The sequence below is a fragment of the Gemmata palustris genome (assembly GCF_017939745.1).
GTDB lineage: Bacteria > Planctomycetota > Planctomycetia > Gemmatales > Gemmataceae > Gemmata > Gemmata palustris.
Window position 1 is genome coordinate 1,458,567 of the sequence record NZ_JAGKQQ010000001.1, and the last position, 23,481, is coordinate 1,482,047.

Genomic DNA, 23,481 nt, shown 5'->3' on the forward strand with positions numbered 1-23,481 from the left:
GGTGTGTCGGAACGAAGTCAGTAACGGCGAACTGAAAAGAAGATCATCAGGATCCGAATTCGGTTAAGCGGCATGAACAGCCGTGGGCTTTATTTGCTCAAGAAACTCCCTCGATACAAGGGAACTTGAGTGGCCAACAACCGGCAACCATTAAGACCGGATCTGCTGGGGGATGCCGCATCCGTTGCCGGGAATGTGCACGAGAGTCGCTACACTCCCGTGCCGGAAGCGATCCGTTCTGGCGGGTGCGGACGCTGCTGCTCGTGGTCGTGCTCGCTGGCTTTCTCTGTCGGGAGTTGACGTTCGCCAGCCCGGCGGCCAACATTCGGGTGCTCCGGGACGGGTAAACGGCGCTTCGTGGAACGGTCCCAGTCGTTTAATTCGTTCTCATGTATTCGTGCACGAATTGTACTGCCATCGAGCCCTCGCCCACGGCGGACGCGACTCGCTTGACGGAGCCGGAGCGCACGTCGCCGGCGGCGAAGACCCCGGTGTGCGTCGTCTCCAGAAGAAAGGGCTGTCGCTTGGGGGTCCAGTGCGGCGACGGAGTGAGCTGCGGGCCGGTCTTCACGAAACCCTTTTCGTCCCGCTCGATTTCCGGCGGCAGCCAGTCCGTCCGTGGCACCGCGCCGATGAAGCTGAATACCGCCGGCGTCGAGAGGGATCTCGTCTCGCCTGTCTTGCGGTTGAGGAGTGCCACTTCGCGGAGGTGGCCTTCGCCCGTCATTGCCGTGATCACGGTGTTCAGCAATATCGTGATGGTCGACGTCCCTTCGATCCGGCTGGCGAGGTAGCTCGACATTTCCTTGTGAAGGCTTTCCGCCCGGACCACGAGGTAAACGTGGCGAACCTGCGAGGCCATGAACACCGCCGCCTGGCCCGCCGAGTTGCCGCCGCCGACCACGACCACGTCGGACCCCCGGCACATTTGCGCTTCCAGCGGCGTGGCGGCGTAATAGACGCCGCAGCCCTCGAAGGAATCGCATCCCTTCACGTCGAGCTTGCGGTATTCCGCGCCGGTGGCGATGAGCAAACAGCGGGTCGAAATCGTTTCTCCCGCCCGGAGGTGCAGTACCGGGTACTGACTCTCGAGCGCGAGGCGGTGAACCACCATGCCGACGGCGAAGTTGGCCCCGAACTTGTTGGCCTGAATAATGGCCCGCTCGGTGAGTTCGGCCCCCGTGATGCCGGTGGGGAAGCCAAGGTAATTCTCGATCCTCATGCTGCGGCCGGCCTGACCGCCCGGGGCCAGTCGCTCCAGGATCAGCGTGCGGAGTCCCTCTGACGCCCCATACACCGCCGCCGCTAGCCCCGCCGGGCCGCCTCCGACGATCACCAGGTCGTACACGCTCTTCTCCAGTGGCCGGAGCAGGCCGAGCGTCTCTGCCAGTTGCTGGTTGGACGGGTTTCGCAGGAGCAGCATGTCGCCGCAGGCGACCACGGGCGTGTCGTTTTCGCTGACCCCGAAGCGTTTCATCAGTTCCCCCACCAGCGGATCGATTTCGACATCGAGCCAGGTAAAGGGCACGCAGTTCTTCGCGAGGAAGTCCCGAACGCGGAAGGTGTCCTGCGAATACTGGGAGCCGATGACCCTCAGGCCGGTGAAGGTGCCCGAGTCGCGGAGCAACTGACGGCGGGCGATGAACGCCTGGAGAATGATGTCGCCGAGGTCTGGGTGGTGGTTGAGCAACTGCCGCAGGGCTTCGGGGCAGACTTCGAAGACGTCGGTGTCGCCACGTGCGACGGCGCTGATGGGTGCCGGCCGGCCGGTGAGCTGGTCCACGTCGCCGGTGAACTCGCCGGGCTGGTGGAGGTGGATCCTTTGGGGCTGATCGCCGGACTCGTCGAGGATTTCGACCGTGCCGCGTTTGACGACGAAGAACTTCCAGTCGCGCTGCCCGCATTCAAAAAGCGTCTCCCCGTCGCGGAACCGTTCGGATTTGGTGAGCGAGCACTCGCCGAGCGACGCCAACTGGGCTTCGCTCAGCTTCGGAAACGCCACGGTTTTCAGATCGTTCTTGGGCACGGTCGGGCCTCCTGAAGTGGCGTTCGTTCAAATCCCGATGGCACGCTGGAGCCGCTGTTCGGTCTCATCGCTCGGGTGAACGCCGACAAGGCGGTCCACTTCGCGGCCTGCCTTCAGCACCACGAGGAGCGGAATCCTGCTGGCGCGGAAGCGGGACGCGGTGGCCGGGTTGTCGGCGACGTTGAGTTTGGCGAAGCGAAGCTTGCCGGCCAATTTCCCCGCGAGTTCGTCGAGTACGGGACAATTATGCGGCATGGGCCGCCCCACGGAGCCCAGAGATCGAGCCGCACCGGGAGTGGAGAATTCTCGACCTCGGCTGCGAAGGTGGCGTCCGTCACTGTCACCGGCCGGGCGTCGAGTGACCGCAGTTTCTTGCACCGGCCGCACACAGGGGCCAGGCCCCGGGGCAAGCTTCTCCGGCGGCACACGGTTCGTGGCACCGCAGAACGAGCACTTGAGTAATAGTGGTTCCGCCATAATCGTTCATCTCGCTACCGCAGGTAAGCTTCGGCCTCCGCCGGCACGGGTAACTCTATCTCGTCGACATAGCACCACGTCCAGCGCTCACCGGGCTCGAAGGACGCCATGATCGGGTGGCCGGTGTGCTGGTGGTGCTTGGTGGCGTGTTTGCCGGGGGAACTATCGCAGCAGCCGACGTGCCCGCACGACAGGCAGAGGCGAAGGTGAACCCATCGCGTGCCATGTCCGATGCATTCCTCGCAACCCAAAGCGCGAGGCGGGGCCGGTGTGACGCCGCGGATATGGGAACATTTCATGATCAGCCTCCGGGAAAACTCCTGAAAATTGAGCCGTGAGCGTCTCCTCACCATTATCGTCGGGCCAGCCAGCGTTCCGCCAGGACGAAAAGGCCCTCCGCGTCGAAGAGCGAGGGAATCACCAGTTGCATGTGTTGGAGCGTGGCCTTCCCAAGCGGACCGCGATCCGGCGGTTGCTCGAACCAGAAAAGTTCGAGGTCGAGGAAGCCTCGGACGGGCGGAGCGCCATGCGCGCGTTCCGGGTCCGTCCCGCCGCCCTGGTGCTATGCGACGTGTTCATGCCCGAATATGGACGGGCTGGAAGTCCTCCGCGAACTCGCCCGGGAGTTCTTAGGCGCTCGCGTGGTGGCGATGAGCGGCGGCGGATTACGGGGGGGCGATGAACCTGCTCCCCTTGCACAGGGGCCCGGTGCTGCCACCGTGCTGTACAAGCCGTTCGAGCGCGCCGAGCCCCTGACCGTGGTCCGGCAATCGCTGTCCCCGTCCCCGGCCTGATCGTGCCGTGTTCCATTTTTCCCATCGTGTCGCATCGGACGCTCTTGGCCGTGATCCTCACAGGGCTGTGGCGGTCATCTTGCCGACGGGACCGTAACGCCCGGCCCCGTCCGTGTTATACTCCATGTTCACCATCCACAATCCGTTTGAGACGACTCCGTCTCGCCCCGGCGACTCAAGGAGAGACGCGATGGCCGTGTTGACGGGCGAGGCGCCACCGGACGGCTTCGTTTTCGAGGACATCGCCGACGCCATGCCGCATATGGTGTGGCTCGCCGGCCCCGACGGGGGGACCACTTATCACAACCGCCGCATCCTTGAGTACGCCGGGCTGCCCGCGGGTGTCACCCTCGGTGCCGGGTGGGAGCGGCTGGTTCACCCCGACGACGTGCCGGCGACCCGGGCCACCTGGCTGCATTCCGTCGGGACCGGGGAGCCGTTCGAGAGCGAGTACCGACTCCGGCGGCACGACGGCGCGTACCGCTGGTTCCTGGCGCGCGCCCACACCCAGCTCGACGGTCGCGGGGAGGTCGTCCGCTGGGTCGGGACGTGTACCGACATCGAGGACCAGAAGGGTGCGGAGAGCCGCTTCCGGGCGATCATCGAGAAGAGCTTCGACGCCGTCGACCTGATCGCCCCGGACGGGACCATCCTGTACTCCAGCCCGGCCGGCATCCGGCTCCTCGGCTACCCCCAGGACGAGGACGTCGGCCGCAACGGGTTCGAACTGATGCACCCGGACGACATGGTCCGCGTCCGTGCCGAGTTCGAGCGGCTGCTGGCCACCCCTGGCGGGTCGGCCGACACCGTCCACCGCGCCCGCCACCGGGACGCCCATTACCTGTGGCTGGAGGCCCGGGCCACCAACCTCCTGCACGACCCGGCCGTCCGGGCCGTCGTCGTCAACTTCCGGGACGTGAGCGACCGGGTGGCGGCCGAGGAGCAACTCCGGGAGGGCGAGCGCCGGTACCGCGAGCTGTTCGATGCCAGCCCCCACCCGATGTGGGTGTACGACGCCGAGACGCTCCGGTTCCTGGCCGTCAACGACGCCGCGGTCGAGTGCTACGGGTACACCCGGGACGAGTTCCTCGACATGCGGGTGACCGACATCCGCCCGCCCGAGGACGTCCCGGCCCTGCTGGCCGCGATCCAAGGGCCGGGCGCCGCCCTCCAGCGCCGCGGCGTGTGGCGGCACCGGTGGAAGGACGGGTCGGTCCGCGACGTCGAGGTGGCCGACCGGTCCCTGGCCTTCGGCGGCCGCCTGGCCCGCTTGGTTCTGGCGCTCGACGCGACCGACCGCCTGCGGGCCGAGCGGGAGCTCGAGCGCGGGCTGGCCAGGCTGCGCGCGGTGGTCGAGACCATGGCCGACGGGCTGGTGTACGCCGACCCCGAGGGCAACCTGCTGGACTGGAACCCGGCCGCCCTGCGGCTGCACGGGTACGCCTCACCCGACGAGGCCCGACGCCACCTGTCCTCGTTCGCCGACACCTTCACCCTGTCCCGCCCCGACGGGACCCCCGTCCCGCCCCGCGACTGGCCGATGCCCCGCGTGCTCCGGGGCGAGGCGGTGACCGACGAGAAGTACGTCCTGCGGCGGCGGGACACCGGGGCCGAGCGGGTGATGCGGTACAGCGGGGCGCCGGTCCGCGGCCCGGGCGGGGACGTCGAGCTCGGGGTCGTGACGTTCCACGACGTGACCGACCGCAAGCGGGCCGAAGCCGAGCGAGACGCCCTGCTGGCACGGCTGCAGGTCCAATTCGAGCGGATGCCTCTGGCCTACGTCCAGTTCGGCGCCGACCTGCGGGTCACCGACTGGAACCCGGCCGCCGAGCGCATCTTCGGCTTCCGGAAGGACGAGGTGCTCGGGATGGGGCCGCCGTACGAGAGGATCGTGCCCGCGTCGTTCCGGGCGGAGGCGGAGCCGCTGCTGGCCCGCATCCGGGCCGGGGACATGGCCGCCCACTCGGTCAACCTGAACCTCACCAAGGACGGGCGGACCATCACCTGCGAGTGGTTCAACACCCCGCTGCTGGACGAGGGCGGGCGTTTCACCGGTCTGCTCTGCCTCGCGCAAGATCTCACCGCGCGGCTTCTCCTGGAGGAGCAGTTCCGGCAGGCCCAGAAGATGGAAGCGTTCGGGCAGCTCGCTGGCGGCGTGGCGCACGACTTCAACAACCTGCTGACCATCATCAACGGGTACTCGGACATCGTCCTCGGCGGCCTCCCGCCGGGTGACCCGAACCGGGGGTTGGTCACCGAGATCCACAGGGCCGGGGAGCGGTCCGCCGGGCTGACCCGCCAGCTCCTCGCATTCAGCCGCAAGCAGGTGCTGGCCCCGAAGGTACTGGACCTGAACGCGGTGGTCGGCGACACCGCCAGCATGCTCCGGCGGGTGATCGGCGAGGACGTGAAACTGTCCACCACGACGGCCAGCGGGCTGTGGCCGGTGAAGGCCGACCCCGGCCAAGTCGAGCAGATCCTGTTGAACTTGGCTGTGAATGCCCGGGACGCCATGCCGACCGGCGGCAAGCTGACCATCGAGACCGGCAACGTCGAGCTGGACGAAACCTACGCTGCGTCCCACCCGGACGCTCGCCCCGGGCCGCACGTCCTGCTGGCCGTTTCGGACACCGGGTGCGGGATGACGCCCGAGGTGCGGGCCAAGATCTTCGAGCCGTTCTTCACCACCAAGGGGCCGGGTAAGGGGACGGGGCTGGGCCTGGCGACCGTGTACGGGATCGTGAAGCAATCCGGCGGGCACGTCGATGTGTACAGCGAGGTGGGGGTCGGGACGACGTTCAAGGTGTACCTGCCCCGGACCGAGCCGACGGGCGGGGGAGCGAAGTCTCACTCGGCCCTCCGGGCCTTGCCGCGGGGCACCGAGACGGTGCTCGTGGTGGAGGACGACGCCGCGGTCCGGGCGCTGACCCGGCACATCCTCCAGAGTGCCGGGTACGCGGTCCTGGAAGCGGCGGGCGGTGACGAGGCGCTTCGGGTGGCGGCCGACCACGCGGGGCGCATCGACCTGCTGGTCACCGATGTGGTGATGCCGGGACTCGGCGGGCGGGCGGCGGCCGAGCGCCTGGCCGAGCGGCACCCCGGGCTGCGGGTACTGTTCGTGTCCGGGTACACCGACGACGCGGTGGTCCGGCACGGCGTGCTGCACGAGTCGGTGAACTTCCTCCAGAAGCCGTTCACCCCGGCCGCGCTGGCCTGGAAGGTCCGGGAGGTGCTCGACCAACCCTCGACCTGACGGCGGGCCGGCTACGCGGAGCCTCGGACCCTCCGAATCCCGACTTGCGCGAACGCCCCATCTCCGAAGGCAGTTTCTTCGTCCACCTGCAACTCGCCCGAATGCGCCCGTGGCGGAATGCAACAGAGATGTTTCCGCGTGACAATACGAAACGATTGTCGCGCCGAGCACACGGCTCGGCGGGTGTGAGTGTGGACGGATCGCGTGTTGACGCCATCGGGGCACCTCGTGGGTGAGCCCCAGCGCCCTTCGCGTCGCGACCGGCGGGCTGGCGGGAGAACAGCAGAAAAGTCTCTACCTGTTAATTACACCGAACGCGTCCGAAGTGTTCAGAGAAGTGCGATCGAGGTGCCGATCGCCCGACGACCGTGGCTCACTCTCAGCGTCAACCGAACCTGAGTGACGCAGGGAGAAAATTGCCGGACGCTGCCGTGCCGGGGGTAACGCTCGTTGGACGAGATGCTCAATCCGGTGTGTCGGACTGGAGTGGAAAAGACTTCGTTAGAGGCTCTGCCACAACCTCCCGAAGTCCCTTGAAAACAGGCATTTGCTGAGGTTCTGGCAGAGCCTGTTAGCAAATCGAGAACGGGCCGCCCTATTCTTCAAACCTGTTCGGCAGCAACAAGTCTCTTTTCCGTGCACTCGTTTCATGACTCTCAGCTTCTGGCAGCAGTCCTGCCTCGCAACGTCGGCTACGATAAGACGAGCAGATGAAGTCGGTCATCCTTGGGACGCGCGTCAATGAAGCGACTCATACTGGTTGCGTATGCGGTAACCCATCGACCGTCTCGGAATCCGCCTTTGTCGCCGGCGTTCAGGGTTGCGGTCGTTACCTTGCTCTGGCTGGCAAGTGGTGGCTCCTTGTCGGCGTACACCTCCGTGCGCGTGGCGTTCGACAGCAACGTTCTGGTTGATGATAAACGCGTCATCTTCGCACAGGGCACGGGCAGTCTCACGGTGCTGAACCTGGACACCGGCGAGGTACTGCTTCGCAAGAAACCAGACAGCAATTTTGAATACTCCGGCAACCTCCAACTGACGGGACAGGGCGTTCTGATGACGTCCTACGGAAGAATCGTTTTTCTCGACAGGAACACCTTCGCGCCCGTCTGGCGGGCCGAGCATTGTTACGGCGCGGTGCTCGACGGCGAGCACGTTGTCTCACACGACGGAAACCACAGCGTTACCTGTCGAAGTGTTCAATCCGGCCAGGTTTCCTGGAAGATTGACATGGAAGGCGGTTGGCACCTATCGGCGGCGAACGGGAAGGTGCTGGTCGCCACGCCCGATTACTCGCACAGGCCACCCACCTTGCTCGTCTTCGACCTCAAGAGTGGCGACCGCATTTTGCGCCACGACGCTTCGTCCGACGTCCGTTGGCATCAGGTTTACTTTGACGGCCGACTCATTTACCTGGTGGAGGACGGTTCCGCCGAGTCGCACCGAGCCTCCGGGAGACCTCTCCGTGTGAAGATGCTCGATCTTGAGGGCAAGGTTGTGGCCGAGGCGGATCACACGTCACCTAAAGTCGTTGCAAATGCATCGCGAGAGAATGCGGCATTCATCTGGGGCGAGAAGTATTTTAACGGCGGGCAAGTCCAACAAGTAAACCCGCATGAGCGTGCAACGCTTGCGAACCTCTGGGAAGAAGGCGATGAGTCTCGCGACGAGCGAGAAGGCGACAGAGAGTCTTTTCGGGGAAGACACCATCTTCCGAAGCTACTGGCGTCGGGCATTTTTGTAACCACTTCAAGCAGGGACGCAGACATTGCAGTTGGTCAAGTGCTCCGGCTGATCAAACCTAAAGGGTTATGGGTGGCGTACGCGCCGTATCTCGGAGAATACGGCTTGATCTCACACGTTGCCGAGGCGGACGGCAAACTGCTGCTGGGCAGCAGCGAAGGGCAGCTGGAATGCTTGGACAGCGAGACGGGTCGCTCCCGATGGCTTTACACGTTCCCCGTGATTCGCCAAACGATGTCCTACTCGTCGCGCCACGGGATGCCACCCTACCTGACCGAGCAGGCGGCCGAATACCGAAGGGGACTCGAGCAAACCGGCAACCTGTCTGGCAGCATCCGATTGCCATCGGATATTCAGCCGGCTTCGACAAGGTGGGCGAAGCTTCGCGCCGAAACGGATTACCCCGGGCGGATCGTCATCGACCCCAGCCCCGATGACCCGTTCCACAAATTAGGACGGTATGTTACCTGGCTGGCCATTTGCGCCGCGCTGCCAGTCGCTGGCGTATTGGTCCTCGTCTTGGCACGGCTCGCGCGGCGGAAGCGCCCGAAACAAACTCTGCCTAGTGTTCCCCACGACGAAACGCCCCCGTCGGTGGGCTTGGCGGCCTGGTTTCTGGTGTTGTCCGTCTCCCCCGCATACGGCCTTCTGGAATACGGGCGAGTTAGCCATTCATGGACAATTGCCCTCAAGATTATATTTGCTCTGACAATTAGTGTTGCCGTGAGCGGCACGATTCGACTCTGTTACGCGCGACGATGGCTTGCTGCATTTCTGTTTTCCGTGATATTGATCGGCTGTTTTTTTCTGATGCTGAACCCGATCAGGTTTGCCTGAGACAGATACGGCCCAAGACGACCGATAGTCTCGGACAAGCCTGTTGCTTCCACGCTTCGGCCACCTCGACCTCAAGCTTCAAAACGGCGAACGAAACCCAGCCAAGTCGGTACACTGACCGCGGGCCGAACCGGTCCGCACGGGAACTCGCCAGAATGCGCCTGTGGGGGAATGCAACAGAGTTATTCCCGCGTGAGAATGCGAAGCGATTGTCGCGCCGAGCACACGGCTCGGCGGGTGTGAGTGCGGATGGATCGCGTGTGGACGGCATCGGGGCACCTTGGGGTGAGCCCCAGCGCCCTTCGCGTCGCGACCAGCGGGCTGGCGGGTAAACAGAAGAAATCGCTATCTGCTAACTACACCGAACGCGACCGAAGTGTCGGCAACAATCACGCGACTTCCCAACTTCGACCGAGTCGACTCGCACACAACCCGAGAACATTTCTTGCGTTACAGCGGCGCTCCGACGTTCGTGGCGCGAAAGTCGATCGCGCAATTGTTCTACCGTCCCCTGTTTGGCGCTCCTTCATTTCGTGAACCACCCGGACGAAAAATCACGACATTCTCATTTCAATCGCGCACCGAACCTGGCCCGCTGTTGTTTACTCTGTCTTCCGGGCCACGTCAGTTCAAGTTGCCGCAACGGTGCTTGATAGGGTTCAAAGGTTCACTTATTGTTTCGTGGGGTTTTGTCCGCCCCGATCCCGACGGACACATCACCGAAGGAACACGCTCCTATGGTCGTGAAGGCGTTACAAAGCTGGCTCGGTCATTCTGCTCGGAAACAGCGACGGTCCCCGAAGCCGAGGCTGGCACTCGAACACCTTGAGGACCGCGCGACCCCGGCCGCCGTGTTTTGGGACGGTGGGGGCGGCACTTCTAATTGGTTCGACGCGCTCAACTGGAGCGGCGACGCGCTCCCCACGCTCTCCGATGACGTCACCATTAGTGGCGCGTCCGGCGGGGTCGAGATCAACGACACGTTCGGAACCGCGTCCGCCAAAACGCTGACGAGTTCGAGTGACCTGCGCGTCGTCAGCGGCACGCTCCAACTGGACGGCGACGCGCTCGTGAGCGGGGCGTTCGCGCTCGGCGGGGTGACATTTGGCGGGGTCGTGACCGGCACCGGCACCTTGACGCTTTCCGGGGCCGTGACGTGGGGGGCCAACGGGGTGATGGCCGGGTCCGGGACCACGGAACTGACCGGCACGTCGACACTCGAGGGCACTACGTTCGGGTCGGTCCGCGAGAACCGGGTGATCGAGAACGCGGGTCACGCGACGCTGCTCGCGGCCAATTCGTTCACGTTCCGCGATAACGCGCTGTTCCGCAACCTGGCGGGCGGCACGCTCGAGATCGAGAGCGGGGCCGGTATCGGCACCTTTTTCGCCAGCAGCACGAGCAAGTTAGTAAATGAAGGGGCGGTGGTCGTCAACGGCCCGGGAACCACGGGCATCGGAGTCGCGACCGAGAACTCGGGCACGATCACCGTGAATGGCGCGAACCTGAACCTGACCGGTCTTGCGAACTTGGGGGCGCTCGGTGTCACGGGCGGGAACCTGAACACCGGTTCGGCCTTCGCCAATTCCGGCACACTGGCCGTCTCGGGCGGCGCACTCACCACCGGATCGGGCACCAGTAGCGGGGCCATTCAACTGGCCGGTGGCGCCAGCATGGTCGTCTCCGGCACCGCGTTCACCCCGCCGTTTACACTGCAAGACGGGGCCACGGTTACGGGCGGACCGATCGTCCTCAATACGTTCGAGCAACTGGCCGCGAACGGAACCGTGACGGTGGACGCGGTCCAGATCTCCGGCGGAACGTTGAACACGCTCGCGGGCAGCACGCTGACGATCGGAACACTGACCCAGAACGGGACCGTGACCGGGCCGGGAACGGCCGTCGTGACCGACACTTGGACGTTCACGAACGGGTCCGTGAACGGGGGCGGGCGCCTCGTCACACGGGGGACGAGCAGCATCAGCGGCGGGTTCTTCACGACCGTTGATACCCGGTCGATCGAGAACTCGGGCGCCGCACTCCTCGACGCGGGCGCGTCGTTCACGTTTACCAACGGCGGAACGTGGACCAACTTGCCCGGCAGCGTGTTCGAGGTGCGCACCGGCGCGTCGCTCGGTACGTTCTTTACCGGCCCGACGGCTCAATTCACGAACCAGGGCACGATTCTCAAAACGGGCCCCGGCGCGGCGACCATCGCGCTACCAGTGGTGAACCAGTCCGGGGGCACCGTGCGTGTGGCCGGGGGCACGTTGAACCTGACCGGCGGCGGGTCGAGCGCCGGGGTGCTCGATCTCGCGCCCGCAACCGCACTGCGATTGAGCGGTAGTTTCGCCCTTAGCGCCGGGGCAACGGCGACCGGCACGGGCCAGGTCCAGTTCGCGGGCGGGCCGTTCGGCGGGGCGCTGACCGTGACCGGCCCGGTGGCGCTCGCCAACTTGAGTCTCGAGAGCGGGACCGTGACCGGCCCGGGGCCGCTGAGCGCTGCGAACTTGGTCATCCAGGGGGCAACGGTCGACACGACCCTCGACGTCGGGAACCTGACGCTCGCGTCCGGCACGCTCACCGGCGCGGGGCACGTAACCGTTGGCGGGCTGTTCACCTGGACCGGCGGAACGATGTCCGGCACCGGGACCACCACGCTGAACGGTACCTCGACCATTGGCGGCAGTTTCGCACTCGTCCTGGACGGCCGGACGGTCGACAACACCGGCACTCTGACCTGGACCGGGAACGGGGCGCTCCAGTTCACCAACGGGGCGGTGTTCAATAACCTTGCCGGCGCGCTCTTCGACATCACCGGGGACGGATCGATCGCGCCCTCCCCGTTCGGCGGACTCGTACCGGCGTTCAACAACGCGGGCACGCTGCGGAAGTCCGCTGGGAGCGGTCCGGTACTGTTCGGCCCGCGGACGACGTGGAACGTCCCGCTCACGAACTCCGGCACATTTGACGTCCGGGCTGGCAATTTCGCGGTTTCGGCCCCCGTATTCGGGCTACCGGCCGGCGTCCCGTTCTTGACCAACACCGGCACGATTCAGGTGGGCACCGCGTCATCGTCCGCGGCGGCCATTATTCTGCCGGGCACCGCGCCGTTCCCCAATCCCCCCGCCTACACGCTCGCGGCCGGAACGCTCACCGGGACCGGACAGGTCGGCGGCGCGACGGACCTGACGATCGCCCCCGGCGCGACGCTCGGCGGAACGCTCACCGTCAACGGGAACGTCATCAACCGGGGAACGGTCCGACCCGGCCTCGCGTCCGGCGCACTTACCGTGACCGGGAACTACACGCAGATCGCCGACGGTCGGCTGGTGATCGGTTTGGGCGGCGCCTCGGCCACCGGGCAGTTCGGCAAGCTGCAAGTCAACGGGGCGTCGCAACTGGCGGGCGCGCTCGACGTGTTCACCGACGGCGGGTTCCTCCCGGGCTTCGGGGACGTGTTCCAGGTGTTCCGCACGGCCGGTACGCGCTCGGGCGATTTCACCTACCCGGTGGGCGGTTACCACCCGGGCGGTTACCGCGTGCTCGTGCCGGAGTACGACGGGACCGGACAGGCGCTAAACCTCGTGACCGAGGTCGGCGCGTTGCCCGTCATTGACCCGATCGCCGATGTCACGGTGAACGAGGGGCAAACGGTCGCGTTCACGGTCACCGCGACCGGCGCAGAAGCGCCCGGGCCGCTCACGTTCTCGCTGGTCGGCGACGTTCCGGTCGGCGCGACGATCGACCCGAGCACCGGCGCGTTCCGGTTCTTCGCGCCCAACGGCCCGAACGAGTACGTGTTCCGAGTCGCCATCTCCGATCCGAGCGCCCCGGGCAACCCGGTGGACGTGAAAACGTTCACGGTCACGGCACTGAACGTGGCGCCACAGGTCGCGTTCATTGGGGGGCAACCGGCACCGAACGAGGGCGACGAGTTCGATGCGTCCGGCTCGTTCACGGATCCCGGGGCCGATGCGTGGACGGCAACGGTGAATTACGGCGACGGGACCGGCGCTCGGCCACTGGCACTGAACGCGGACAAGTCCTTCGCCCTCGATCACCGCTACCTCGACAACGGCACCTTCACGGTCACCGTTCGGGTCTTCGACGGCGACGAGTACGGGACCGCGGCTTTCAACGTCGTGGTGGCGAACGCGGCCCCGGTCGCGGGGGTGAGCGGACCGGCGACCGGCGTTCGCGGGCAGGCCCGGACGTTCGTGCTGTCGGCGACCGATGCCTCGTCGATCGATGCGGCCGCGGGGTTCACGTTCGCGATCAACTGGGGCGACGGGACCACCCAGCAGGTCACCGGCCCGAGTGGGACAACCGCGGAGCACGTCTACACCCGAGCCGGTACTTACACGGTCGCGGTAACCGCGACCGATAAGGACGGCGGGGCGAGTGCCGCGGTCACGCGCACCGTCACCGTGTCCGCGCTTGCGGTGCGGGACGGGGCACTCGTGATCGGCGGAACGACCGACGCCGATACCATCATCGTTTCGCCGGGGGCGGGCGCCGGGAGTTACATTGTGACCATGTTGTCGCCCCGTCCGGGCGGTTCCGAATTGACGATCGCGACCGTGAACCCGCGCACGAACGGGTACGACGTCGACCTGACCATCGGGGGCGCGCACATCGGCCTATTCACGATTACGTCCCCCGAACCGGTGTCGCGGTTGGAGATTTACGCCCAGGCCGGTGACGACACGGTGACCGTGGCCGGCGGGGTGAGTCTCCCGGCGATCGTGTTCGGTGGGGACGGGAACGACTGGATCAAGGTCGGCGGCGGGAACAGTGTCCTCGTCGGTGACGCCGGTAACGATACGCTGCTCGGTGGGGCCGGGCGCGACGTCCTGATCGGTGGGGGCGGGTCGGACCAGTTGCTCGGTCTGAACGGCGACGACATTCTCGTCGGCGGCCTGTTCCTGGACGCCGAGCCGAGCCAAGAGGCCCGGAGGGCCGCGCTCCTGAACGTCGCGACGACCTGGGGGTCTACCGCCCCGTTCGCGGACCGCGTGAGCGCGTTGAGTGGGTACCTCGCCCCGCGTGTGGACGACGACGGCGCGACCGATTACCTCACCGGCGGGGGCGGGAGCGACTGGTACTTGGCCCGCACCACGGGAACGGTGAGCCAACGCGACGTTCTGCTCGGTGTCACAACGCAAGACGCCGTCTCACCGGTCTGATCGAAACGGTGCCGGTAACGTTCAATTACCGGTTCCTGTTCGAGAAAAAAGTTCGGGGTCCGAGGCGAACCCGGTGTTAACCCGTGTGTTGGTCTCTCGGCGAGACTCCGAGACTTTTCCGAAGAGAAATTCGGGGTCCGAGACGAACCCTAGCGTTTCGGCTCGGACCCCGAGATGTCTCGCTCGAACCCGAGACTTTTGCCACGCCTGGAATGTGGACCAAAATGCTTGAAAACGTGGAGAAAACGAAGGCAGCCGGGAGCACTCACTCCCGGCTGTGCGCGTTAACCCCTGTGTGCGATTATTCCGCACCTGCTGACTCAGCTCCCCGAGCCCAACACTCCTCGAACTTCCGCGCCTCTGCACGCGCGAGATTTTTCGCCCCACACTGATGACGCACTGGAAATTGTAGGATTTCGTGCGAAGTGAGCGCGAACGCGCGCTGTTAGGCGATCGCGAGTTCGGATCTCGTTCGATGTCCAAGATGGACACTCCTCGAACCTCTCGCGCTCGCGCCACTGTTAACCAGCCGGCTCGGTTGCCGCGTCTGAAAAACTGACACCAGTTCCGGTTAACAGGCGCGAGACTGTGGGCTTGTCAATATTGTTTGCCCGAGGCCTGCCTTGTTCGTGGCCCCAACGTATTGGTGTTCTTGAGAGGCCCGCCCTATTTGCCCGGACCGGTCAGGTCGAAGTTCAGCACGTTCCTCCCGGGTTGGACCTTCACCCTCTTAAGAGGGGTCGCGGACGGGCTCAGGTAGGTTTCTGCGAATCGGGCCTTTGGAGCGGCCGGGCTGGTGGCCGGATTGCCCACCGTCGCGAACGGTCCGCGAACCGTCGTCAGGTCGCGAACCGTAACCCGGTGCGTTCCGGCGGCGGCGCCGTCGCCCCCCGGGGTGGTCAATCGGTAGCGGCCGGTGTCGTCGGTGTACCCACTGGAGCGCGGCCCGGAAGTGCCCTGTTCCGGGTCCGGCAGGAAGACCACCTCGACGTTGGCAAGCGGCCGCCCGCTGCAGGTGATCACCCCCTCGACCTCGGCCAATGGTGTCCCACGCTCGCACCCGGTGACGCCAACGATCGCGATGAGAGCAGCCGCGCGGAGCGAAACGAATCGGGATACCATTGTATTTTGTACTCGCAAAGTGCCGGCGCTATGCCCCGGCACGGGTCAGTTGGGAACCGTTGATGGGGGTCAGTAATCTTCGGTGATGACTTCGCCGCCGGCGCGAGTGCACAGGGCGTTCAGGGTGGTTGGGGCGATGGAGTCGCGGAGGAACCGGACCGAACCGTCCGCAAACACGAAGCCCACCCCACCGGGGTGCCGGCTGGAGAACACCGTGTTCCGCTTCGACAGCAGGTCGTTCAGCACGAGTTGGTTGGACGGGTACGGGGCGCCGGGAAGCCGGTAATTAAGCCCCGGCACAGTCCCCCGCGCGCTCCCCTCCAGCGACCACAGCCCGGCCAGTCGTTCGCTGTCGAACGGGAAGTACGGAGCCCCCAACATCGCCTGGGCCATCGGGGTGTAATTGGGGTCGCTCATGTCGAACTCCCCGAACAGCAGCGTGGAGCTGGTCCCGTCGGTAATCGAGGTGAGCGTGACCCCGGGCGTGTTCGGCGGGAACACTCCTTCGTCCTTGGCCGGCACGGTCCACAGGGTGACGTCGACACAGGCGCTCGGAGAGTAACTAATGACCGAGCGGTGCCGGCTCGCCCAGTCGACGAGGACCGTTTGAGCGACGGCCGGGTCGGACGGGCAGAGCAGGGTCGGGAAGACCGTCGCCGACGGCGCCGACGCCCCGCCCGTGCTCGGGTCCGCGGCCGCGGTCCAGGCGTTGTAAAAGGCCTGCTGCTCCAGGTACGGTGACGTTGCAACGACCCAGTTGTCACTGGGCCTCGTGCCCTGGAACCGCTGCCGCGAATCGTGGTACGTGTGGGCCGCGAGCCCGACCTGTTTGAGGTGGTTACTGCACTTCACGCGCGCGGCCGCCTCGCGCACCTTTTGCACCGCGGGCAACAACAGCCCGATCAGGATCGCGATGATCGCGATCACTACGAGCAACTCGATCAATGTGAACCCGCGCGGCGTTATCCGTCCTGACCACATGATGATGGTTCCGAAAATGACAATGGCGTACCCCACCGGACCGTCCGGCGGAGCGGGGCAATAAAGGGAGAGTCGGGTCGGACGTCGAGCGGTCCCCAAGCGGTCCGCTCCGGGAGAGGTCGGGTGTCCCGGGTGAGTCGAGACGTTACTTGCGTCGGCCCGTCGTTTGCGAGGCCGACAGGCTCGGTGCGGTGAGTGCCTTTTGGCCGAACAGAGCGGTGTCCCAGACCAGAGCGGTGCTGTCGGCGCTACCGGAGGCGAGGCGCCGGCCGTCCGGACTGAACGCGAGAACCTGGACACGGGACGTGTGCCCTTCGAGTCGGTGGCACTCCTTCCCGGTGTGGAGATCCCACACTCGGACGACGCCGTCCTCCCCGCCCGCCGCGAGGAACCGGGCGTCCGGGCTGAATGCCAGCACCAGTGTAGTCTGGCGTGGGGCCACAACCCGCAGGCCCGTTTCTCCTCTCAGTTCCTCGACCCGGATTTCGTCACCCCCGTCGGGGGCCTTCCGCGTGAACGCGATCCGGCTCCCGTCTCGCGAAAGCGCCACCAGCGGTCGCTCGGCCTGCGCATCGAAGTTGGCCGGGAACCGGGCCAGCAACTCTCTCGTCCGGGTGTCCCATACGCTCAAAACTTTTTCGCGCTTTCCGTAACACACCAGGCGGCGGCTGTCCCCAGAGAACTCGGCGAAGCTCACCGGTTCGCCGCGGGCGATGTGGTCTTCCGCGCCTGTCGTTCGGTCGATCAGGACGATGCCGTCCCCCGGCCCCCAGGCGAGTTGGCGGCCGTCCGCAGAGGCCGCATACGCCGGGAACAGGTCCGGGGCCGGCCGCGCGAGGCCAGCGGGAATCCCGGGTCGTTCGGTGGCCTCCCCAGTTCTCGGGTTCCACCCGGTCAGAACCCAGTGCGGCGCCGGTTCGGGGCACCACTCCAGAGTTTCGACCCGCTCCGCGGACGGGTAGCTCAGGGTGTACGCGGTCAGCCCCGGCTCGCGGAACGGCAGGCGCCGGATCGGGGCGCCGGTGTCGGTTTCCCAGAGCTGGACGTGCGAGAACCGCGCGGTGGTCGCGAGCGACCGGCCGTCCGGCGAGAACGCCAGTGCGAGCACTTGTCCGTGCAGGGCGCCCGTCGGGCCGATCTCTTCCCCCGTTGCCACCCGCCACACCCCGAGCACCCCACCGTCCTCGGCCGCGAGCAGGGTTCCGTCCGCGGACAGCGATTTCCCGCCCCCGAGCGAGAACGACCAGAGCGGGTTCAAGTGCGGGGCGACCGCCGCGGGTCGGAGGTCGCGTGCGCTGGCCGGGTTCCGGTACCGGATCTGCTCGGCCCCGACTTCGAGTAACGTCCGACCGTCCGGCGAGTACGCCACGAACGGGTCCGGGGCTTCGACCCCGGGAGCCGAGGCCCGCAGGTTACCGGTCGCCGTGTCCCAGACGCGGACCGTCCGGTCCAACCCGGTCGTGGCGAGCGCCGTTCCGTCCGGGGAGAACGCGAAACGTGTCACCGGAGCGGCGTTCCCCCCACCGAACCGGCGGACGAGGGTGCCGGTCCCGACGTCCCACAGGCCGACCGCGGCGGTCGGCATCCCGGTGGCGAGAGTCGTCCCGTCCGGGGAAAAGGCAACGCGGCTCCCGCTTTGCCCTTCCAAAACCCGGACCGTTCGGCCGGTGCTTGCGTCGAGCAGGTACGCCGCCGGTCCGAGGGCCGTGCCGCACGCGAGCGTCCGACCGTCCGGTGCCAGGGCGATCGAACTCAGCAGGCCCCGGCCCGGAGCACTTTTCCACCGGAGCCGCGGTCCGGCGGGCGTGAGGTCCAAGGCCCACACTTCTGAGCCCATCGCGATCACCCGCGCCCCGTCCTGTGAAACCGCCACGCGGGAACAGTGGCGTGGGCCGTCCACGTGGCACGTTTCCTTTCCAGACGCCAGATCCCAGAACCGGACGACCCCGGTGGCGTGAACGGACACGAGCGTGCGCCCGTCGGGTAGGAACGCGACGTCGCCGTTGCTTGGGAACTGGCCGGGCCGGAACCGCACGGTCCCGACCCGAGCGACCGCCCCGTCCGGGAGCGGGTCGCCGAATCGATCCACCCGGGGAGCCGCACTAACAATTTCTGAGCGGACCGGGAACGCGGGCCGCGGATCGCCCGGTGGGTCCGAGCGGCGCTCGACGGCCGCGGCCGCGACACCGACACAGGCGACCGCGAGCACGACGCCAATCAACTTAAACTTTGAACTACCGAGCGCCCGGGCCACACAGTCGGCCGCGACAACCGCACCCACGGAGGATGATCCGCCCCCGAGAGCCAGTTCGATGGCCCGGGCCGACAAGCCCAGCGGCAGCGCCTTCGCAGGCCCGGCCATCAGGATCATGGCCAGTACCCCGGCCGGAGCGTAGCCCCGGCGCCCGAGACGGGACCGGAGCGCGGCCATCGCCTTCTCCAACCGGGCGGCGACCGCGCCGATCGAACAGCCCAGTTCGCGCCCGGCCTCGGCGTAAGTCCGCCCTTGAAGGTGGCACAGCACGACCGCCTGCTTCAGTTTCAACGGAAGCAGGTCCAGCTCCTCGTCCAGCACGCCCGACAGATCCGGACAGGAACCGGGGGCGTCGGACACCGGCTCGGGAATCGCGTCCACCAGAATCTCCCGTCGCCGCCCGGAGACCTCGAACACTTTTTGGGCGGCCCGCCGCGCGACCCCGTGGAGCCAACCGGGCAACATCTCCCGAGGGCTGATCCGGTCGGCCTTGCGAGCCAGGACGATGAAGGTCGCCTGGAACGCATCTTCCGCGTCCTGGTGGCAAGAAAGGGCGCGCCGACACACGCCCCAAACTAGGGGGGCGTACCGTGCGACGAGGGCGCGAAAGGCCGCGTCGTCACGTGTGGCCACGAAGCGGTCCAGGAGCGCGCCGGGGCCGCACTCGCCACCGGGCACGCCGCCCGCCAACTCGTGGGTGTAGCGGACGATCAAGTCCTGCCTGGTCCCGTGCATTTTTTCGACCCACCCCGGATCAGCAGCCTGCTCGCCCATACATCCCCGGCTCGCGGAGAAATTTTCAATGAAATTTCTCCACTTCTCAAAAATTTACATCAAAGGTCGCCGGGCCGTTCTGTTTCCGTGTAGGAATTTCGCGGTGCCCGTGTCCCAGACACGGGGCGGGCGCACAGCCTGATTGGAACGTCCTGATGGAAATAGTCGCCCGGGCTGGGCGCCCCCATACGCTCATCGACCACGACACGAAGTATGGATCGAGCTCTGACGCGGTACTTGAGGGTGAGGAGAGGTAAACGTGTTGGCTCGCATGCCCAGAACATGAACGCCTTGGTCGAGCGCTGGGTTCAGACGCTGTATCAAAAGCGCCTTGGTCACTGTACAAAGCGAAGGGCAACATGCCCTTACCGGGCTCAGACTCACCAGAGCTCCGGATCCTAGTGCAGGATCACGGCTGAGGTTTTGGCAACGTGGGGTGTAGCGCGCATCCGTAGTAGTCGCACGCCCGTTTCCGTACCCCGTCGGCGGTGAGTTTTCGGTCGGGCTCGACGATGGCCCGCTTGCCGTGTACCCACTTGGGCTCGATCGGGTTGAGCCACGGGGCCTTGACCGGCAACCCGCACACCCGGATCCGGCACCCGACCCCGGCCCGTCGGACACGGCGGTTATGGGCCGCGATCCACCGCCGCACGCGCCCGCTCACGTGCCACGCGGTGTTGTCCCACACCAGGGCGAATACCCGCTTCCCCTCGGGCGAGCGCCTCGCACACCCACCCCAGGAACGCCTCGGTGGTGGCACTCACCGGGCGCCCGTCGCAGAACCGCAACATCATCCCGCCGGTGCCCGCCCGCAACACGCCGTAACGCGCCACCGTCTCTGGCCCGCCGCCCTTCGGGTTCCGGGCGTTGGCCCCGAGCCGGAGCGGAGCCAGGGCCGTCCAGGCGAAGTTGCTCACAACTTTCAGACCTGGGACAATGTGTCACTCCTGAACGTGTAAAGCATAAGCATCACGGATCGATCAACCCCAGACAATCCCGCGCGACCGTCTGGCCGTTGAATGCGAGTTGCCCTCCTCCCCAGCGATTGGGGGAGAACGCAAGGGCCGCGTGGAGCGACTCCCGTGCCCGGTCAATGTTCCCGGCCTCCAGCGCGACAAGCCCCCGGAGCATCAGGATGTCGGCCGACCGGGCCAGCTTCCGCGACCTCTCCGCGATCCGGTTCTCGAACTCTGGACGTCCCAGAGTGCGCCAGGGGAGCTGCGGCAGAATGAACCCGGCGGGTTGCTCGTCGAGCAGCGTCTTGCCGACCAAGCCCGCGACCTCCTTTCCGACCTGCGAGGTGGATGGGAGCTGCCCGCCCGGACCGATCATCGCGGTCAGTTCCGCGTCGGCGTTGGCGTACTCTCCGGCCGCGATGAAGGCTTGCGCGCGGAGCGAGTGGTAAGTGAAGTCGCTGAGCGAACCGCGGGCTTCGGATGTCACCCATTCCAGTACATCGTCCGGGCGCCCGGTTCGCAGGAGCAGGTCGAGTTCCAGTTCCATCCCGACAGCGCCGAACGCCGCGACGTCCGACTTCAAGAGCAGGTCGCGGGCCGCCCCTCCTAGCCCTCGGCGAGCGGCCATCTCCGCCCGGTCGCTGACCGACGACTTGGCCGACTCTTTGGAGAATTCGCCCCGCTCATGTTCCAGCGCTTTGGTCAGCCGGGCGATTTCGGCGTCGAGCGATTCTGTCGCGCGGTCTCCCGGCTTGGGACCGCCCCAGAGGACCGGAGTGTTGCGGAAAGTCCGGAGGTGAGCGGCCGCGAGGTCCGCGCAACTGAGTGTCAGGTAGAGCCGCCCGAGTTCCAGGTGGGCCTGCGCCAGTCGGGGGTTCAGGGCGACCGCTCGGTTCAGCGCGGCGCTGGCCTGGAGCTGGCGAATCTTGAGCAATTGCGGGACCCGGTTCGCCCAGCTCTGTTCGGCCGTGCTGTCCAGCAGCGCGAGGTAGGCGCGGCCGAGGGCGAGGTGGGCATTCGCGTCCGCCGCGTTCTCGGCGACCGCCCGCCGCGCCGCGCGAATGGCCGCGTAAAGGATCCCCACCGGGGCGTGGCCGCGATCGAGCGCGAACTGCTGTTGGAACACGAACGTGAGTCGCGTGATCGCCGGCAGTGGAGCGTTCTGGGGGATCGGCGGCTGGAATAACGTCAGCCGCAAGGCGGCATCGACCGGGTCGCTCCAACCGCTCGCGGCACCGACAAGGCCGACTGCCTGTGACGCTTCCCACGCCGCGACGTGTCGCCGCGGGGCCAGGCGAACCTCCGCCGCGGCCTTCCGCAGGAGGACGGCCGCCTCGTCCCGGCCGGGCGGGCGCGGGGGCGGAGCTGGCTTCCAGAACGCGTCCCACCATCGCTGGCCTTTCAGCGGGCGACTTGGTGGCGCGACCTCTGACGCGGTCGGCCGGAACGCCAGACGCGCGAAATCCACCTCCCAGTCCGCGTACGGGTCCGTGGCGCCACGCCGGCCCGGATCGCGCCACCCGAAGACGACCAGGCCGCCGGTCAGGTGCAGCACGGGCCACTCGCCCGGGTCGACGAGCAGTCGGTCGAGCATCTGGTCCGAGGGCGCGCTCGGGTCGGCGGCGTGAACGACGACCCGGGTCACGCCGAGCGCCCGGAGCCGCTGGCGTGCGTTGTCAATGTCCTCGAAGTTCAACAGGTGCCCAACGGCCGCCTCGTCGCGGACGACGCGATCCTCGGGGCAGTACCACGCGAACGCCGCGGCTGTGTCCGGCGAGACGTGAAGCGTTCCCGTCTCCGCGGGCCACAGGCCGCCCGCGTGCGCCCGCCGGAGGAAGTCCGCCCCCTGCGACAGCGATGGCGGCGGCTCCACCACCCACTGCCGCGGCTCGAACGGCGGCCCCTGGAGCCACCCCGGCCACGCGCACACCAAGAACGCCAGCGCCAGAACGGATGCGGAACCGAAGCCCACGTATCGGACCCCTCGCCGCACCGGTGCCGATGCCCGGCGCGCGAAGAACTCCTGGAGGTTCCACGCGGCCACGGGGCCGGCGACGATCGCGAAGAAGGGCACCAACCGAACCTGGATCCCGCTCGCGACCGCAAAGGCGACCCACGGCAAGAACCGAGCCCACCGCCACCCACGCCGATTCAGCAGGAACGACAGCAGCCCCAGCGCCAGCAACGGGTAGTAGGAGAGAGCCGCGGGGCTGTCCCGAAAGGCGTCCAGGTAAGCCCGATCGAAGGCCGAGTTCACCGCTCGCGCCTCGCCTGTTCTCTTCCACAGTTCGACCGCCGCCGTTCGGAGTTCGGGCGGCCAGCGCAGGCCGTTGACGTGCGACGGGCTGAAACACGATGCGACGACCAGAACGCCGACCGTGACGGCCCACCGGCGGAGGCCCGCCCGGACCCCGTCTTGAGGGGCGTCGCACACGCGGCCAAGCCAAAATAGCGCGACGGCTCCCAGACCCAGAACGAACCGCCCATCGACATTGGCCCAAATTGCGAACAACACGACCAACCGCCAGTCGGGCCAGGGGCCGTTCGCGCCGGGGATTCGTGTCTCCTCCCGAACGATGAAGTACAGAACGATCGCCAGAAACAGGATGGAGACTGTCGGCGGCTGGAGCAACAACCGGCTACCCATCGCGAGAACCGCGAGACCGGCAGCAACGAGCGGAGTCCGCCAACCGCCTTTCCGCGCGCTGAGGTGGAACATTAGCACGGCAACCGCGCCACATAGGAGCGATTTCACTGCTGCCAATACCATCCCGCCTCCGAGCGAGAAAGTCGTATAGGTCAGCAGATCGTAAAGCCAAGTGGGGCTGACCTCGCCTGAAAAGTGGACGAGGGCGCGGCCGTGAGCGAGGTGCTTCCAGACATCGACGTTCCGGGCCGGAAACGAGGCGAGGAGAACGCCCAAGAGCCCAACGAACAGGAGTGAAACAGCCGGACCCCGCGCCGGCTCGCCTGTGGGGAGCGGGGCCGCGACGGGCGCCCCTTTGGCCTGTCCGCTGGGAAGGGGGACAGGGGGGGATTCCGAGGCTCTGTCGGGTGCCATAAGTGAGCCGGGAG

12 protein-coding genes and 1 pseudogene are annotated in these 23,481 nt (G+C 66.6%); 4 read left to right on the forward strand and 9 right to left on the reverse strand.

The window, feature by feature from the left end:
• Window positions 1-376 precede the first annotated feature (376 nt).
• The 3 genes and pseudogenes from J8F10_RS05875 to J8F10_RS40640 form a co-directional block, all read right to left on the reverse strand.
• On the reverse strand, window positions 377-2,026 hold the full coding sequence (locus J8F10_RS05875; protein WP_210652921.1) for an FAD-dependent oxidoreductase: 1,650 nt from the start codon (window positions 2,024-2,026) through the stop codon (window positions 377-379).
• Between the two features lie 27 nt (window positions 2,027-2,053).
• Window positions 2,054-2,466 (reverse strand): annotated as a pseudogene (locus J8F10_RS40635) (thioredoxin family protein).
• 51 nt (window positions 2,467-2,517) lie between these two features.
• Window positions 2,518-2,802 (reverse strand): UBP-type zinc finger domain-containing protein, encoded by a 285-nt coding sequence (locus J8F10_RS40640; protein ID WP_210652923.1) that lies wholly within the window; start codon window positions 2,800-2,802, stop codon window positions 2,518-2,520.
• A gap of 288 nt (window positions 2,803-3,090) precedes the next feature.
• On the opposite strand from J8F10_RS40640, the gene J8F10_RS05890 reads away from it, so the two are divergent.
• The 4 genes from J8F10_RS05890 (at window position 3,091) to J8F10_RS05905 (ending at window position 14,319) form a co-directional block, all read left to right on the forward strand.
• Window positions 3,091-3,297 carry a hypothetical protein gene (locus tag J8F10_RS05890; protein ID WP_210652924.1) on the forward strand — a complete coding sequence of 69 codons (207 nt, stop codon included), beginning with the start codon at window positions 3,091-3,093 and terminating at the stop codon, window positions 3,295-3,297.
• A 190-nt stretch (window positions 3,298-3,487) separates the two neighbouring features.
• Entirely contained in the window at window positions 3,488-6,550 is a 3,063-nt protein-coding gene (locus J8F10_RS05895; RefSeq protein ID WP_210652925.1) for a hybrid sensor histidine kinase/response regulator, read from the forward strand.
• An 801-nt stretch (window positions 6,551-7,351) separates the two neighbouring features.
• Entirely contained in the window at window positions 7,352-9,130 is a 1,779-nt protein-coding gene (locus tag J8F10_RS05900; protein ID WP_210652926.1) for an outer membrane protein assembly factor BamB family protein, read from the forward strand.
• 737 nt (window positions 9,131-9,867) lie between these two features.
• Window positions 9,868-14,319, forward strand: coding sequence for a beta strand repeat-containing protein (locus J8F10_RS05905; protein ID WP_210652927.1), 4,452 nt, complete (start codon window positions 9,868-9,870; stop codon window positions 14,317-14,319).
• Window positions 14,320-14,985: 666 nt separating this feature from the next.
• Here the strand turns inward: J8F10_RS05905 and J8F10_RS05910 are convergent.
• The 6 genes from J8F10_RS05910 to J8F10_RS05935 form a co-directional block, all read right to left on the reverse strand.
• Window positions 14,986-15,441, reverse strand: a complete 456-nt coding sequence (locus J8F10_RS05910) for a hypothetical protein (protein WP_210652928.1) — start codon at window positions 15,439-15,441, stop codon at window positions 14,986-14,988.
• Window positions 15,442-15,510: 69 nt separating this feature from the next.
• Window positions 15,511-16,422 (reverse strand): DUF1559 domain-containing protein, encoded by a 912-nt coding sequence (locus J8F10_RS05915; protein WP_210652929.1) that lies wholly within the window; start codon window positions 16,420-16,422, stop codon window positions 15,511-15,513.
• Between the two features lie 145 nt (window positions 16,423-16,567).
• Window positions 16,568-19,450 carry a sigma-70 family RNA polymerase sigma factor gene (locus J8F10_RS05920; RefSeq protein WP_210652930.1) on the reverse strand — a complete coding sequence of 961 codons (2,883 nt, stop codon included), beginning with the start codon at window positions 19,448-19,450 and terminating at the stop codon, window positions 16,568-16,570.
• A 409-nt stretch (window positions 19,451-19,859) separates the two neighbouring features.
• Window positions 19,860-20,138 (reverse strand): transposase, encoded by a 279-nt coding sequence (locus J8F10_RS40645; protein WP_210652931.1) that lies wholly within the window; start codon window positions 20,136-20,138, stop codon window positions 19,860-19,862.
• Window positions 20,077-20,367, reverse strand: coding sequence for a hypothetical protein (locus J8F10_RS05930; protein ID WP_210662336.1), 291 nt, complete (start codon window positions 20,365-20,367; stop codon window positions 20,077-20,079). Before J8F10_RS05930 ends, J8F10_RS40645 begins: the two co-directional genes overlap by 62 nt.
• A 52-nt stretch (window positions 20,368-20,419) precedes the next feature.
• Entirely contained in the window at window positions 20,420-23,053 is a 2,634-nt protein-coding gene (locus tag J8F10_RS05935; RefSeq protein ID WP_210652932.1) for a hypothetical protein, read from the reverse strand.
• Window positions 23,054-23,481: the final 428 nt, after the last annotated feature.